This is a genomic window from Azospirillum sp. (assembly GCF_035627195.1).
GTDB lineage: Bacteria > Pseudomonadota > Alphaproteobacteria > Azospirillales > Azospirillaceae > Azospirillum.
Map to the genome: position 1 here is coordinate 1 of NZ_DASPMG010000325.1, position 15259 is coordinate 15259.

General features: G+C 70.0%; 15 protein-coding genes. 2 read left to right on the forward strand and 13 right to left on the reverse strand.

Features of this window, described 5'->3' with window-relative positions; genetic code table 11:
• The 5 genes from ilvC to miaA all read right to left on the reverse strand — a co-directional run.
• On the reverse strand, positions 1-642 hold a 642-nt coding region (ilvC, locus tag VED21_RS29160), incomplete at its 3' end, for a ketol-acid reductoisomerase (RefSeq protein ID WP_324888732.1).
• Positions 643-789: 147 nt separating this feature from the next.
• Positions 790-1296, reverse strand: coding sequence for an acetolactate synthase small subunit (gene ilvN / locus VED21_RS29165; protein ID WP_324888734.1), 507 nt, complete (start codon positions 1294-1296; stop codon positions 790-792).
• Between the two features lie 31 nt (positions 1297-1327).
• Positions 1328-3091: an acetolactate synthase 3 large subunit gene (locus VED21_RS29170; RefSeq protein WP_324888736.1), complete on the reverse strand. Its 1764-nt coding sequence runs from the start codon at positions 3089-3091 to the stop codon at positions 1328-1330.
• Between the two features lie 379 nt (positions 3092-3470).
• On the reverse strand, positions 3471-4685 hold the full coding sequence (locus VED21_RS29175) for a PLP-dependent aminotransferase family protein (RefSeq protein ID WP_324888737.1): 1215 nt from the start codon (positions 4683-4685) through the stop codon (positions 3471-3473).
• An 18-nt stretch (positions 4686-4703) separates the two neighbouring features.
• Positions 4704-5678: a tRNA (adenosine(37)-N6)-dimethylallyltransferase MiaA gene (miaA, locus tag VED21_RS29180; RefSeq protein WP_324888738.1), complete on the reverse strand. Its 975-nt coding sequence runs from the start codon at positions 5676-5678 to the stop codon at positions 4704-4706.
• Positions 5679-5813: 135 nt separating this feature from the next.
• On the opposite strand from miaA, the gene serB reads away from it, so the two are divergent.
• Positions 5814-6725 (forward strand): phosphoserine phosphatase SerB, encoded by a 912-nt coding sequence (serB, locus tag VED21_RS29185; RefSeq protein ID WP_324888740.1) that lies wholly within the window; start codon positions 5814-5816, stop codon positions 6723-6725.
• Positions 6726-6747: 22 nt separating this feature from the next.
• Here the strand turns inward: serB and VED21_RS29190 are convergent, their stop codons facing one another.
• From VED21_RS29190 to hflK, 5 genes are all read right to left on the reverse strand, one after another.
• A complete protein-coding gene (locus tag VED21_RS29190) occupies positions 6748-7947 on the reverse strand; it encodes a sensor histidine kinase (RefSeq protein WP_324888742.1) in 1200 nt (399 codons plus the stop codon).
• 109 nt (positions 7948-8056) lie between these two features.
• Complete coding sequence (locus VED21_RS29195) at positions 8057-9664, reverse strand: DegQ family serine endoprotease (RefSeq protein WP_414638337.1); 1608 nt, start codon at positions 9662-9664, stop codon at positions 8057-8059.
• Positions 9665-9883: 219 nt separating this feature from the next.
• A complete protein-coding gene (locus tag VED21_RS29200; RefSeq protein ID WP_324888744.1) occupies positions 9884-10072 on the reverse strand; it encodes a DUF2065 family protein in 189 nt (62 codons plus the stop codon).
• 85 nt (positions 10073-10157) lie between these two features.
• Entirely contained in the window at positions 10158-11108 is a 951-nt protein-coding gene (gene hflC / locus VED21_RS29205) for a protease modulator HflC (protein ID WP_324888746.1), read from the reverse strand.
• Positions 11109-11117: 9 nt separating this feature from the next.
• Positions 11118-12290 carry an FtsH protease activity modulator HflK gene (gene hflK, locus VED21_RS29210; RefSeq protein WP_324888748.1) on the reverse strand — a complete coding sequence of 391 codons (1173 nt, stop codon included), beginning with the start codon at positions 12288-12290 and terminating at the stop codon, positions 11118-11120.
• A gap of 147 nt (positions 12291-12437) precedes the next feature.
• Here hflK and apbC point away from each other — a divergent pair, with 147 nt between their 5' ends.
• Entirely contained in the window at positions 12438-13568 is a 1131-nt protein-coding gene (gene apbC / locus VED21_RS29215; protein ID WP_324888750.1) for an iron-sulfur cluster carrier protein ApbC, read from the forward strand.
• A 52-nt stretch (positions 13569-13620) separates the two neighbouring features.
• Here apbC and VED21_RS29220 read toward each other — a convergent pair whose 3' ends face one another.
• From VED21_RS29220 to VED21_RS29230, 3 genes are all read right to left on the reverse strand, one after another.
• Positions 13621-14028 (reverse strand): hypothetical protein, encoded by a 408-nt coding sequence (locus VED21_RS29220; protein ID WP_324888751.1) that lies wholly within the window; start codon positions 14026-14028, stop codon positions 13621-13623.
• 43 nt (positions 14029-14071) lie between these two features.
• A complete protein-coding gene (locus VED21_RS29225; RefSeq protein WP_324888753.1) occupies positions 14072-14869 on the reverse strand; it encodes an ABC transporter ATP-binding protein in 798 nt (265 codons plus the stop codon).
• Positions 14866-15259, reverse strand: a 394-nt coding sequence (locus VED21_RS29230) for an ABC transporter permease subunit (RefSeq protein ID WP_414638338.1), incomplete at its 5' end; no start/stop codon positions are given. The genes VED21_RS29230 and VED21_RS29225, both read right to left, overlap by 4 nt.

A 15259-nucleotide genomic window follows, 5' to 3' on the forward strand; every position in this document is an offset into this window, starting at 1 on the left:
CAGCGTCTCGTAGCCGGCCTTGATCAGCTCGGTCAGGCCGCCGCACAGAACGGCCTGCTCGCCGAACAGGTCGGTCTCGCACTCTTCCTTGAAGGTCGTCTCGATGACGCCGGCGCGGCCGCCGCCGATGGCCGAGGCATAGGACAGCGCGATGTCCAGCGCGTTGCCGGTGGCGTTCTGGTGCACGGCCACGAGGCACGGCACGCCGCCGCCGCGCTGGTATTCACCGCGCACGGTGTGGCCGGGGCCCTTCGGGGCGACCATGAACACGTCCAGGTCGGCGCGCGGCTCGATCAGGTTGAAGTGCACGTTCAGGCCGTGCGCGAACACCAGGGCGGCGTTCTGCTTCATGTTCTTGGCGAGGTCGTCGCGGTACAGGTCGGCCTGCAGCTCGTCGGGGGTGAGGATCATCACCACGTCGGCCCAGGCGGCCGCCTCGGCCGGCGCCATGACCGTGAAGCCGGCGCCTTCGGCCTTCTTGACCGTGGCCGAACCCGGACGGAGTGCTACGCGCACGTCCTTCACGCCGCTGTCACGCAGGTTGTTGGCGTGGGCGTGGCCCTGGCTGCCGTAGCCGACGATGACGACCTTCTTGCCCTTGATCAGGTTCACGTCGGCATCACGATCGTAATAAACGCGCATGGTGGTTCCTCGGGTTTTGTCAGATATGGCCTATTCGGGCGAGCAGGCCGCATTAATCCGTCTGGCATGGGACTCGTCAAGCGCCACGCCGTGGTGAAGGCGGGAAAACGCGGGCGACCGGCGCATACCAGCCGCCCGCGGACGTCATCAGAAGCCCTGGGCGCCCTTCGACATGGCGACGACGCCGGTGCGGCTGGCCTCGACGAGGCCGAGCTGGCTCATCAGGCCCATGAAGTCGTCGATCTCGCCGGTGGCGCCGGTCAGCTCGAAGACGAAGGAGGTGAGCGTGGCGTCCACCACCCGCGCCTTGAAGATGTCGGCCAGGCGCAGCGCCTCGATGCGGCGCTCGCCGGTGCCGACCACCTTGACCAGCGCCATCTCGCGCTCGACGCTCGGCCCCTCGTCGGTCAGGTCGTGCACCTTGTGCACGGGCACAAGGCGGCTGAGCTGCGCCTTGATCTGCTCGATGATCATGCGCGTGCCGGACGTGACCAGCGTGATGCGCGACAGGTGGTCGGCGTTGTTGACCTCCGCCACCGTCAGGCTCTCGATGTTGTAGCCGCGACCCGAGAACAGGCCGATGACGCGGGCCAGCACGCCCGGCTCGTTGTCCACCAGCACAGCGATGGTGTGCTTCTCGATCTTGTCTTCCACGACACGAATCTCCGCCAAGGTCGTTCTTCGCTTACACCAGCACCATGCCGTCTTCCGGCGTGGCGTCCGACGGGTTGTCGTCCGGGCCGAAGAGGATCTCGTTGTGCGCCTTGCCGCCGGGGATCATCGGGAAGCAGTTCTCCTTCGGATCCACGGCGATGTCGACGATCACCGGCTTGTCGGTGATGGCCAGCATCTGCTCGATGACCTTGTCCACGTCCTCCACCCGGGTGGCGCGCAGGCCGGCGCAGCCCCACGCCTCGGCCAGCTTCACGAAGTCCGGCAGGGCCTCCGAGTAGCTTTCCGAATAGCGCGAGCCGTGCAGCAGCTCCTGCCACTGGCGGACCATGCCCATGTACTGGTTGTTCAGGATGAAGATCTTGACCGGGGCGCGGAACTGCACCGCCGTGCCGATCTCCTGCATGTTCATCAGGAACGACGCCTCGCCCGACACGTCCACGACGATGGAGTTCGGGTGCGCCAGCTGGGCGCCGATGGCCGCCGGCAGGCCGTAGCCCATGGTGCCCAGGCCGCCCGAGGTCAGCCAGCGGTTCGGCTGGTCGAAGGGCAGGAACTGGGCGGCCCACATCTGGTGCTGGCCCACCTCGGTGGTGATGTAGAAGTCCTTGCCCTTCAGGTGCTCGCGCAGGCGTTCCAGCGCGTACTGCGGCTTGATGACCGATTCGCTGCGGTGGTAGTTCAGGCAGTTGCGCGCCCGCCACTTCTCGATCTGGCCCCACCAATCCTTCAGCGCCGCCTGGTCGGTGCGCTTCTGGCGCGCCTTCCAGATGCGGATCATGTCCTCCAGCACGTGGGCGCAGTCGCCGACGATGGGGATGTCCACGGCCACGTTCTTGTTGATCGAGCTGGGGTCGATGTCGATGTGGATCTTCTTGGACCCCGGCGCGAACTCCGACAGCTTGCCGGTCACGCGGTCGTCGAAGCGCGCGCCGATGTTGATCATGACGTCGCAGTTGTACATCGACAGGTTGGCTTCGTAGGTGCCGTGCATGCCCAGCATGCCCAGCCACTGCTGCTCCGACGCCGGGAAGGCGCCCAGGCCCATCAGCGTCGAGGTGATCGGGAAGCCGGTCATCTTGACGAACTGGGTCAGCAGCTTGGCCGCCATCGGGCCGGAGTTCACCACGCCGCCGCCGGTGTAGAAGATCGGGCGCTTGGCGTTGGCGATCAGCTCGACCGCCTCCTCCACCTTGGCCAGCTCGGGCTTCACCTGCGGGCGGTAGGTCTTGTGCTTCACCTCGATGGGCGGCACGTAGGTGCCTTCCGCGAACTGCACGTCCTTCGGCAGGTCGACGACCACCGGGCCGGGACGGCCGGTGCGCGCCACGTAGAAGGCCTCGTGCAGGGTGCGGGCCAGCTTGTCGACGTCCTTCACCAGGTAGTTGTGCTTGGTGCAGGGCCGGGTGATGCCGGTGGTGTCGGCTTCCTGGAAGGCGTCGTTGCCGATCAGGTGCGTCGGCACCTGGCCGCACAGGCACACGATCGGGATCGAATCGCACAGCGCGTCCAGCAGGCCCGTCACCGCGTTGGTGGCGCCGGGGCCGGAGGTCACGAGCACGCAGCCCACCTTGCCGGTGGAACGGGCGTAGCCCTCGGCCGCGTGGACGGCCGCCTGTTCGTGCCGTACGAGGATGTGGCGAAGGTCGTTCTGCTTGAACAGCTCGTCGTAGATCGGGAGTACGGCGCCGCCGGGATAGCCGAAGATGATGTCGACGCCCTGGTCCTTCAGGGCCTTGATGACGATCTGCGCGCCGCTCAGCTTCTGCTCAGCCATTGTTTTCGACCTTCGTTGCTGGCCCCCGTCGCACGGGCGGCCCGTTCGCTGTCCCCGCCCCACCGCTTGTAGGCAGACAAATCAAGGGGTTACCCCCTGCGGCGGCGGACCGGGAGCGGAAACCTAGACAAAAGGCCGGTCGAAGGTCAATGGCTTTCGCGAATTAGTGCAAAGTTTTTTTGTCGCGGCTTTTCCGTTTGTTGCGCACAAAAGGCAATGCCCTCTCTTTCCCCTCCCCCGCCCCCGGCGGGGGAGGGAGGGACCCGCGGCTCTGCCGCGGGAGGGTGGGGGCGACGGCCTCCCGGATAGGCCGTTGCCCCCACCCTTCCCACTTCGTGGGCCCCTTCCCTCCCCCGCCGGAGGCAGGGGAGGGAGGAGTTCAGGCGGATACCCGTACGAGAAGGTCCGCGAGGCGGCGGATGCCTTCGCGGATGCGCTCCGGCTTGGTGGCCGAGAAGCTGAGGCGGATGGTGTTGCGCCCCGAACGGTCGGGGAAGAACGCCGCACCCGGCACGAAGGCGACGTTCGATTCCTTGATGGCGCGGGCCAGCAACTCGGTGCCGCACAGGCCTTCCGGCAGCTCGATCCACACGAACATGCCGCCCTGCGGCTTGGTCCAGGTCACGCCGGCCGGCATGAACTCCTCCAGCGCCGCCAGCATGGTGTCGCGCCGCTCCTTGTAGACGGTGCGCAGGCGCTTCACGTGGCTGTCGAAGATCTCCGACACCACGTCGTGCAGCACGATCTGGTTGATGGTGGAGGTGTGCAGGTCGGCCGCCTGCTTCATCAGCACCAGCCGCTGGATGACATCCTTCGGCCCGCTGACCCAGCCGACGCGCAGCGCCGGCACCATCGTCTTGGAGAAGGAGCCGCAGTGGATCACCTGGCTCGGCACGCCGCCGTTGCGCGCCGCGTCGATGGCGGCCAGCGACGGCAGGAAGTCGCCCTCGTAGCGCAGTTCGGCGTAGGCCGCGTCCTCGATGACCGGCACGCCGGCCTTGGTGCACAGGTCGACGATGGCCTCGCGGCGGGCAGGCGACACGGTGGTGCCGTTGGGGTTCTGGAAGTCGGGCACGAGGTAGAGGAACTTGGGCTTGCGCGCCAGCGCCGCCTCCAGGTCGGCCAGCACCGGCCCCTCCTCGTCCATGGCGATGGACACGTAGGTGGGCTCGTACGGCGAGAAGGCCTGGAGGGCGCCCAGGTAGGTGGGCTTGGTGACGGCCACGAGGTCGCCGGGGCCGATCAGCAGCTTGCCCAGGAAGTCCAGCGCCTGCTGCGAGCCGCTGGTGATCAGCACCTCGTCCGGGGCGATCTTGACACCCTTGCGGTCCATGTAGCCGCACAGCCAGTCGCGCAGCGGCGTGTAGCCCTCGCTGATGGTGTACTGGAGGGCGCCGCCGGCGCCGGTGTTGGACTGGAATACCTTTTCATAGGCCCGCGCGATGGCGGCGGAGGGGAAATGGTCGGCATCGGGAATGCCGCCGGCGAAGGAGATGATCTCCGGCCGGTCGATCAGCTTCAGCAGCTCGCGGATTTCCGACGCGCTCATGCCGGACACGCGGCCGGCGAACAGCTTCTCCCACTCCAGCGTCACTTTCTGTCTCCCAACAACTCAGGTGCGCACAGTTTTATCAAGAGCGCGCAGGATGGCATCACGGACATTTTCGGTGTAGAGGGCCGGCACGGCATGGCAGCCATGCACCGCCCCTTGCGCGAGCGACGACAACGGCCGGGCCGACAACTGGTGACGGAACCAGGTGCCTTGCCGCTTGGCGTAGTTGCGCGTGGATTGCTGCCCTTTCGCGACGGCTTCGTCCAGCGGCATCGTGCCGTGCAGGTGGGCGCGCAGCTCCGGCACGCCCAGCGCCTTCATGACCGGCAGGCCGGGATCGAGGCCCAGCGCGTCCAATCGCCGCACCTCCTCCAGCGCCCCCCGCTCCAGCATCACGACGAAGCGGCGGTCGCAGCGCTCGTACAGGGCCGCGCGCGGCGGTTCCAGCACGACGACATGGAAGGACAGGCCGGGCGGCGGCCCCTCGGCACTCTGCGCCTGCCATTCCGACAGCGGCCGGCCGGTGGCCTCCAGCACCTCCCAGGCGCGGGTCAGGCGCGTGGTGTCGCCGGGGTTGAGCCGCGCCATGGCCGGGTCGCGCGCCACCAGCTCGGCCCGGAAGGCCGCGCCGCCCAGCGCCTCCAGGTGCGCGTGCGCGGCGCGGCGGACCTCCTCCGGCACGGAGGGGACGGCGCTCAAGCCTTCCATCAGCGCGCGCAGGTACAGGCCGGTGCCGCCGACCACCACCGGCACCCTGCCCGCCCCGTGCGCGGCGGCGATCTCGTCCAGCGCCATGGCCCGCCAGCGCGCCGCCGAGCCGCGCTCGGACCCCGGCAGCACGCCGTACAGGCGGTGCGGCGCGCGCGCGAGGTCGTCGGCACCGGGACGCGCGGTGAGCACGTCCAGCTCGCGGTACAGCTGCATGCTGTCTGCGTTGACGACGGTGCCGCCGAACGCCAGCGCCACGTCGACCGCCAGCGCCGACTTGCCCGAGGCGGTGGGGCCGCCAATGATGACGACGGGTTTCACGATCACGCCTCATCGTAGTTTGGGCCAAGCGCAACGCGGCCCAACCTACGAGGCTTCGGCCCGCCACACCAAGAACGTTTCTCAGCCCGCCCGCTCTGTGCTAGGGGAGCGCGGCGCCCTCCATCACGCCGGTCCGCCGCCATGCCCGCTTCGCTCCCCTGCGTCCTCACGCTGATCGCCAGCCCCGCCACCGCCACCCTGAACGACGAGGCCGCGCACGCCGTGCGGGCGGCGCTCGCCGGGCTGGGCGCCGACGCGGCGAAGCCGGACTGGCTGGCGCCGGGGGCCGCCTGCGACCTGCCCTTCGACTTCCTGGCGCCGGAGCAGGCGGAGGCCGCGGCACGGCACGCGCTGGGCGGCTTGGCCGTGGACGTGGTGGCGCAGCCGCGCGCCGGACGGCGCAAGCGCCTGCTGGTGGCCGACATGGAATCCACCATCATCCGGCAGGAGATGCTGGACGAGCTGGGCGACTACGTCGGCCTGAAGGACCACATCGCCGCCATCACCGCGCGCGCCATGAACGGCGAGATCGACTTCAAGGGCGCCGTGCGCGAGCGTGTGGCGCTGCTGGAGGGCCTGTCGGAGCACGTGCTGGACGAGGTGTGGTCGCGCGCCGAGCTGATGCCGGGCGCCAGGGCGCTGCTGGCCACCATGCGCGCCAACGGCGCCTTCTGCGTTCTGGTGTCCGGCGGCTTCCGCTGCTTCACGCGCAAGGTGCGCGACTGGGTCGGCTTCGACGAGGACCGCGGCAACGACCTGGAGGTGGTGGACGGCAAACTGACCGGCCGCGCCGTGGAGCCGATCCTCGACAAGACCTCCAAGCTGGACGCGCTGCTGGAGTTCGCCGGCGCCCGTCAGGTGCCGGTGGTGGAGACGATGGCGGTCGGCGACGGCGCCAACGACCTGCCGATGCTGCTGGCGGCCGGCCTGGGCGTGGCCTTCCACGCCAAGCCGGCGGTGGCGGCCGAGGCGCGCGCCCGCATCGACCACGGCGACCTCACCGCCCTGCTCTACGCCCAGGGCTACCGCGCGGCGGAAATCACGGAAGGCTGATCACCGAGGGGTAAGGAAACGGCTACGGCGCCACCAGCGGCAGGCGGATGAGGAAGCCCGCCCCGCGGGGCGCCGGCTCGTACACCGAAATCTCGCCGCCCAGGCGGCCGACCACCAGGTTGTAGGCGATGTGCAGGCCCAGCCCCATGCCGCCGGCCCCGCGCCGCGTGGTGAAGAACGGGTCGAAGATGCGCGCCCGCAGATCGGCCGGGATGCCGCGGCCATCGTCGGCGTAGCGCAGGTCGACGCCGTCGCCGCAGCGCTCCACGGCCAGCGTCAGGGTGCCCGCCCGCCCCTTCTCGTAGCCGTGCACCAGCGAGTTGACCAGCAGCTGGTTCAGCACCCGCACCAGCGGCTCGGGGTAGCTGTCCATGACGATGCCGTCGGGACAGGACAGTGCCACGCGGTGGCCGGTGCGGCCCAGGTCGTCGCCCAGCTCGGCCAAGGCCCCGGCGATGAGCGCGCCCAGGTCGAAGGAGCGCCGCTCCTCGCCGCCGGTGTCGACCATCACGCGCTTGAAGGCGTCGACCAGCCCGGCGGTGCGCGCCGCGTCGTCGAGGATCAGGCGCGCCGCCTCCAACGCCTCGCCCAGGTCGATGCCGGCGGCGCGCTGGACGGCGGACAGCCGTTCCTCCAGGTATGAGGCGGCGGTCAGGATGTTGCCGACCGGCGTGTTGATCTCGTGCGCGATGCCGGTCACCAGCTGGCCCAGCGCCGCCATCTTTTCCGCCTGGACCAGCCGTTCCTGCGTGTGGCGCAGCGTCGCCAGCGCGGCCTCCGCCTGCTCCTTGGAGTGGCGGAGCTGCTCGGTGCGCGCCGCCACGGTCGCCTCCAGCCGCGCGGCGCCCAGCACGCGCTCCGTCACGTCGGTGAAGGTGAAGACGTAGCCGCCGCTGTCCAGCGCCGCGCCGGTGATGTGCAGGAAGCTGCCGTCGGGGCGCTGGCGGTCCATGGACCAGGGGGCGCCGTCGCGGGCCGGAGCGGTGCGCTCCTCGATCAGGCGTTCGACGTCGCCGGGGCCGTACTCGCCGCGCAGCGCCAAGTGGCGCATCAGGTCGGCCAGCGGCCGCCCGGTGACCACCAGCGCGTCCGGCACGTCGAACAGGACGCGATAGGCGGCGTTGGTGAACACCACGCGCTGGTCGCGGTCGACGACCAGCAGACCCTGGGCGATGCGCGCCAGCGAATCCTGCAAGAGGGCGAGGATGGATGCGTCCGTCATCGGCCGGCCGGGCTCGCGCAAAAAGAGAAACGGCTCCGATGGTACACCACCGGCGCCGTTTCTGCACTCAAAGCCGTGTTTGAGGCAAAGCGTGCTTAAAGCTGGCGCATCAGCCCTTGCCGAGCGGCAGCGCCACGAAGCGCAGGTCGCCCTGGCGGTCGACCAGCAGCAGGATCGACTTCTTGCCCTGTTCGCGCGCCTTTTGGAGCTTGGCCGTCACGTCGGCCGGGGCCTTCACCTCTTCCTGGCCGACCTCGATGATGACGTCGCCCGCGCGCATGCCCTTCTCGGCGGCGGGGGAGCCGTTCTGCACCTCGGTCACCACGACGCCCTTCAGCTCGGGCTTCAGGTCGAACTGCTGGCGCATCTCGGGCGAGATGTTGGTCAGCTTCAGGCCCAGCGCCTCGGTGGTCTTCGGCGCCTGGCTCTGCGGCTTCTGCTGCTGGTCCTCCGGCACGTTGGCGAGCAGGCCGGACTCCTCGGCCGCCTCCAGCTCGCCGACCTTGACCTGCACGGTCACCGGCTTGCCCTTGCGCCACACCTCCAGCGGCACCGCCTTGTCGATCGGCGTCTCGGCGACGACGCGCGGCAGGCTGCGCATCTCCTTGATGTCCTTGCCGTCGAACTTGGTGACGACGTCGCCCGGCTGGACGCCGGCCTTGGCGGCCGGGCCGTTCGGGGTGATCGAGGCGACCAGCGCGCCCTTCGGCGCCTGCAGGCCCAGGCTCTCGGCGATCTCCGGCGTCACCGCCTGGATGCGCACGCCCAGCCAGCCGCGCCGCGTCTTGCCGAATTCCTTCAGCTGGGCGACGACGCTCTTGGCGAGGTTGGAGGGGATGGCGAAGCCGATGCCGACCGAGCCGCCGGACGGCGAGAAGATCGCCGTGTTGATGCCGATGACCTCGCCGTTCATGTTGAACATCGGGCCGCCGGAGTTGCCGCGGTTGATCGAGGCGTCGGTCTGCAGGAAGTCGTCGTAGGGACCGGCGTTGATGTCGCGCTGGCGGGCCGAGATGATGCCGGCGGTCACCGACCCGCCCAGGCCGAACGGGTTGCCGATCGCCAGCACCCAGTCGCCGACGCGCATGGCGTCGCTGTCGCCCAGCGGCACCGCGACCAGCGGGTGGGTGGTCTTGATCTTCAACAGCGCCAGATCGGTCTTCTGGTCGCGGCCGACCAGCTCGGCCTTGATGTTGGTGTCGTCGTTCAGGATGACGTTGATCTCGTCGGCGTCCTGGATCACGTGGTTGTTGGTGACCACGAGGCCCTGCTTGGCGTCGATGATGAAGCCCGAGCCCAGCGAGGTGGCCTTGCGGGGCGGCGCGTCCGGCTGCTGGCCGTGGCGGTCGAAGAAGTCCTTGAAGAACTCCTCGAACGGGGAGCCCGGCGGGAACTGCGGGATCTCCGGACGCTGGCCCTCGCGGCCGCCGGGGGCGCCGGGGCCGTTCGGACCGCCGGGGCCACCGGGACCGCCGCGCTGGGGGGCGGCCTGGCTGGTCGAGATGTTGACGACGGCGGGCAACAGCTTCTCCGCCAGATCCGCGAAGCTGGAGGGGGCCGAGCGCCCCTGCGCCGCGGCCGGGCTGCTGGCGGCCAGCATCGCCGCCCACAGGAGCGCGGCCAGCAGCGGCAGCAGCGCCCAGCCGATCAGGCGGGCATGCCGGCCGTCGCGCGCGGCGACGGCGATGGCGGACGGAAGGTGTCGGTTGCGGTTCACTGAGATGGTCTCCCTGCCTCGAACGTCGCCGCGGGGCCGGACGCGCGAAGGTACTTCCGGTGGCGGTGCATACCCGTTCCGAAAGCGGATGTAGGCCGCGCGCGTCACCGCTTCAAGCGAGCGCACGCCACCTCCGCCCAAGGTTGGAGCCAGAGTATGCGGGAACGAGTATGGTCAAAAAAGGGCGGCCGGGTCTACGACCCTCAAGAGAAAAAGCAATCAAAGGGCTCGCAGCATCCAGACGGCGCCCACGCCGGCCACCGCCGCCGCCAGCCCGACCAGCCGCATGTGCCCTACCGGAACGGCCAGCGCCTCGACGATGACGCGGCGCATGGCGCCGGGAAACAGGGCGTAGAGCGAGCCCTCGATCACCAGCACCAGGGCCAGCGCGGTCAGCAGATCGTCCATGGGGGTTCTTTTCGATAAAGGATTTGCTCCCGCCCGCCGTTGACCGGCGGGCGGGAGCAAAGGCCACGATGTCCTGCCGCGATGCTTACTGCGCCGTCGCGGTCGCCGGGGCCGCCGCGGGGGCCGGCGGACGGTTGGCCGAGGTCGACGCCGGGGCGGGGTCGGCGGCGCCGCCGACCGTGCCATCGCCGAAGTAGCGGAAGAAATCGCCGGACGGGGAGAGCACCAGCGTGGTGTCGTCCTTGTTCAGCGCCTTCCGGTACGCCTCCAGCGAGCGGTAGAAGGCGTAGAACTGCGGGTCCTGCGCCGTCGCCTCGCCGATCAGCTTGATGGCCTGGTTGTCGCCCTCGCCGCGCAGCTTCTGCGCGTCGCGCTGCGCCTCGGCGATGATGACCGTGCGCTCACGCTCGGCGCGGGAGCGGATCTGCTGCGCCTGCTCCTGGCCCTGGGCGCGCGCCTCGGCCGCCTCGCGCTCGCGCTCGGAGCGCATGCGGGCGAAGATCGCCTGGCTGGTCTCCTCCGGCAGGTCGGCGCGGCGGATTCGGACGTCGACGATCTCGATGCCGTACTGCTTGGCCTTGTCGTTCAGCTCGGCGCGGATGTCGTTCATGATCCGCGCACGCTCCTCTGACAGGACGGCCAGCAGCGTGACGCTGCCCAGCACACGGCGCAGCGCGGAGTTCAGCGTGGCGCTCAGCTGCGCCTCGGCCACCGCCTCGTTGCGCACGGCCTGGAAGAACTTCAACGGGTCGGTGATGCGGTAGCGGCCGAAGGCGTCCACGTCCAGGCGCTTCTGGTCGGACAGGATGACCTGCTCGACCGGCGGATCGAGGTCGAGGACGCGGCGGTCGACGTAGACCACCGTCTCGATGAAGGGGATCTTCAGCTTCAGCCCCGGCTCCTGCACGACGCGCTTCACGGCGCCGAACTGGGTGACCAGCGCCTGCTGGGCCTGGGTGACGGTGAACAGCGCGCTGGAAGCCAGGAGGCCCAGCACGACGACGGCGATGGCGGCGACAATGAGGTTGCGGTTCATGGCGTCACCTCACCGGGTCTGCTGGCCCGGCTTCGCCGGGGCTGGTTGCGGCTGCGGCGCCGGCTGGAGCTGGTTGAGCGGCAGGTACGGGACGACCCCCTGCGCGCCCTGCGCGTTGCCGTCGATGATCACCTTGTTCGAACCGCGCAGGATCTCCTCCATGGTCTCCAGGTACATGCGCTTGGCCGTCACGTCCTTGGCCTGCGCGTAGGCCTCGTAGACCTTGCGGAAGCGGTCGGCGTCACCCTGGGCGAGGCTGACCACCTGCTCGCGGTAGGCCGAGGCCTCCTGGATCAGGCGTTCCGATTCGCCGCGGGCGCGCGGGATGATGTCGTTGCGGTAGGCCTCGGCCTCGTTGCGCAGGCGCTCGCGGTCGGCGCGGGCGCGCTGCACGTCGTTGAAGGCGTCGATGACCGGCGACGGCGGGTCGGCCTTCTGCAGCTGGACCTGCATGACCTCGATGCCCGCCTTGTAGTCGTCGAGCATGGCCTGCAGCAGGCGGTGCGTCGCCTGTTCGGTCTGCTGGCGCGCCTCGGTCAGGGCCGGCTGCAGCTCGGTGCGGCCGATGACCTCGCGCATGGCCGATTCGGCGGCGACCTTCACGGTGCCTTCCGGATCGCGGATCATGAACAGGAACTGGCCGGCGTCCTTGATGCGCCAGAACACGGTGAAGTCGATGTCGATGATGTTCTCGTCGCCGGTCAGCATCAGCGACTCGTCCTGGACGTCGCGCTCGCTGCGCCGCCCCTCGCTGGCCGAGCGGTAGCCGACCTCGATCCGGTTCACCGCCGTCACCTTGGGCAGGTAGACGGTCTCGATGGGAGCCGGCAGGTGGTAGTTCAGGCCGGGCTGTTCGGTGCGCACCCATTCGCCGAAGCGCAGCACGACGCCCTGCTCGTTGTACTCGACGCGGTAGATGCCGCTGGCGAGCCACAACAGCGCCAGCACGCCCAGGACCAGGGCCACGCCCCGGCCGCTGCCGAATCCGCCGGGCACGGCGCGGCGCAGGCGGTCCTGGCCACGGCGCAGAAGGTCTTCAAGGTCGGGAGGCTGCGGGCCGCCGCCACCGCCGCCGGGCGGGCGCCCCCACGGATTCGGGCCGCCACCACCGCCGCCGCCACCGGGCGGCGGTCCCCAAGGGCCGCCCCCACCGCCGCCCCCACCTTGATTTGTCCACGGCATTCCGCTGTCCCCTCGTATATTCTCATTGCCGGCCGGGCCGGTCGCTACCAATGTATTAGCCACCGATAGTATACACCCCTCTACGATCGGCGAGCGTACACGCGGCGGTTATCCGCCAATATCGGGAAGGAGTTGGAGTTTTCAACCATGGCGAAGGTCACCGAAGAGCAGGTCGTGCAAGCCCTGAAGTCCGTCGTCGACCCCGACCGGGGTGCGGACATCGTCAGCCTGAACATGTTGTCCGGGCTGGTCGTCCGCGACGGCAACGTGGCCTTTTCCATCGAGGTCGACCCCAAGCGCGGCGCCCAGGCCGAGCCGGTGCGCCACGCCGCCGAGAAGGCCGTTGAACGCCTGCCGGGCGTGACCTCGGTCACCGCCGTGCTGACCGCGCACAACGCCGCACCGGCGCAGCCGCAGAAGGTCGACCACGGCTATGCCCAGGGCCACGGCCATTTCCACGGCCAGCAGGAGCAGAAGCCGCTGGTGCCCGGCGTGAAGGCCATCGTCGCCGTCGCCTCGGGCAAGGGCGGCGTCGGCAAGTCCACCACCTCGGCCAACCTCGCGCTGGCGCTGGCCGCCAACGGGCAGAAGGTCGGCCTGCTGGACGCCGACATCTACGGCCCCTCCATGCCGCGCATGCTGGGCATCCAGGGCCGCCCGGTCAGCCACGACGGCCACACGCTGGAGCCGATGGAGAACTACGGCATCAAGGTGATGTCGATGGGCTTCCTGGTGCCGGAGGACACGCCGATGATCTGGCGCGGCCCGATGGTGATGAGCGCGCTGCAGCAGATGCTGGGCGACGTCAACTGGGGCGAGCTGGACGTGCTGGTGGTCGACATGCCGCCGGGCACGGGCGACGCGCAGCTGACCATGGCGCAGCAGGTGCCGCTGGCGGGTGCCGTGATCGTGTCGACGCCGCAGGACATCGCCTTGCTGGACGCCCGCAAGGGCCTGAACATGTTCCGCAAGGTGGACGTGCCGGTGTTCGGCATCATCGAGAACATGAGCTATTTCTGCTGCCCGAACTGCGGCCACCGGACCGAGGTGTTCAGCCACGGCGGGGCGCGCAAGGAGGCGGAGAAGCTGGGCACCGACTTCCTGGGCGAGATCCCGCTGGACATCCAGATCCGCGAGACCTCGGACGAGGGGCAGCCGATCGTCGTGTCGAAGCCCGATTCGGAGCACGCCAAGGTCTACCGCGCCATCGCCAAGGTGGTGTGGGACAAGGTCTCCGCCAACCTGCCGAAGGCCGGGCCGCGAATCGTGGTGCAGTGAGATCCCTCCCCCTCCCCCGCCCAGCGGGGGAGGGTCGGGGTGGGGGCAAGGGTCACCGCCCCAGGCAGTTTCCCAAAATCTCGTAGCACAGCGACGCGTCGCGGTCGGCGTTGTAGCGCAGTTCGGCCACCCGGCCGCCGCGCACGGCGAAGGTCGCCTCGCAGCGGTAGCCGCGCGTCCAGGTCGACACCTCCGGCCGGCCCAGAATCGGGCCGCGCGGACCCAGCCAGGGAAACGCGTCGACGTCCCAGTCGCGCTCGACGATCACCTGCTCGCGACCGTAGGTCAGGTACTCGGTGTCGCCGGCGGCGGCCGTGCGCTGCGGCACGCCGGCGCAGGCCAGCAACGCGCCCTTGGGCATGCCCACCAGCGTCTGCGGCGCGCGCAAGGCCGCCTCGTTCGCCGGGTTGGCGCAGGCGCCCAGCGCCAGCACTCCCAGGACCACCACCCATCGCATCATGCGCACCTCCCGCCGGGAGAAACGCGCGGGCGCGGGCTTCGGCTCAGCCGATCAGCAGGCGGTCGTCGCTGATCTCCTCGCCGCCGCGCTGCTTGGCGAACAGGGCCAGCAGGTGCGGCACGTCCAGGCCGGCGCGCTCCTCCCCCGCCACGTCCAGCACCACGCGGCCCTCGTGCAGCATCACGGTGCGGTCGCCGACGTCCAGCGCCTGGCGCATGCTGTGCGTCACCATCAGCGCGGTCAGGCGCTTCTCGGCGACGATGCGGCGGGTGAGCGCGATGACGAAGTCGGCCGTCGCCGGGTCCAGCGCCGCCGTGTGCTCGTCCAGCAGCAGGATCTTGCAGCCGGCCAGCGTCGCCATCAGCAGGCTGATGGCCTGCCGCTGCCCGCCGGACAGCAGGCCGATGCGGTCGCCCAGGCGGTTCTCCAGCCCCAGGCCCAGCTCGGCGATGGCGTCGCGGAAGTGCGCGTGCCGGTCCCGCGACACCGCCCGCCCCAGGCCGCGCCGGGCGCCGCGCGAGGCCGCCAGCGCCATGTTCTCCTCGATGGTCAACGCCGCGCAGGTGCCGGCCATCGGGTCCTGGAAGACGCGGGCGACGTAGGCGGCGCGCTTGGGCGTCGGCCAGCGGGTGACGTCCACGCCGTCGATCGCCACCCGGCCGCGTTCGGGCAGCACGTCCCCGGCGAGCGCGGCCAGGAAGGTCGACTTGCCGGCCCCGTTGGAGCCGATGACGGTGACGAACTCCCCCTCCGGGATGATCAGGTCGACGCCGCGCAGCGCGTGCTTTTCCAGCGCCGTGCCGCGGCCGAAGACGACGTGCAGGTCCCCGACTTCGATCATTTCGCCACCTTCGCCACGCGCAGCCTGGAGCGCGGCAGGATCAGCGCCACCGCCACCAGGACGGCGGTGACGAGGTTGAGGTCGGCCGCCTCCAGCCCGACCACGTCGGCGGACAGCGCCAGCTGCACCGCCAGCCGGTAGAGGATGGAGCCGATGACGCAGCCGATCAGCGCCCCCAGCAGCCCGCGCAGCGGCACCAGCGTCTCGCCGACGATCACCGCCGCCAGTCCGACGACGATGGTGCCGATGCCGGTGGTCACGTCGGCGAAGCCGTTGGTCTGCGCGAACAGCGCGCCGGCCAGCGCCACCAGGGCGTTGGACAGCGCGATGCCGAAGTAGACGTGGCCGTCGGTCTCCACGCCCTGGGCGCGGGCCATGCGGGCGTTGACG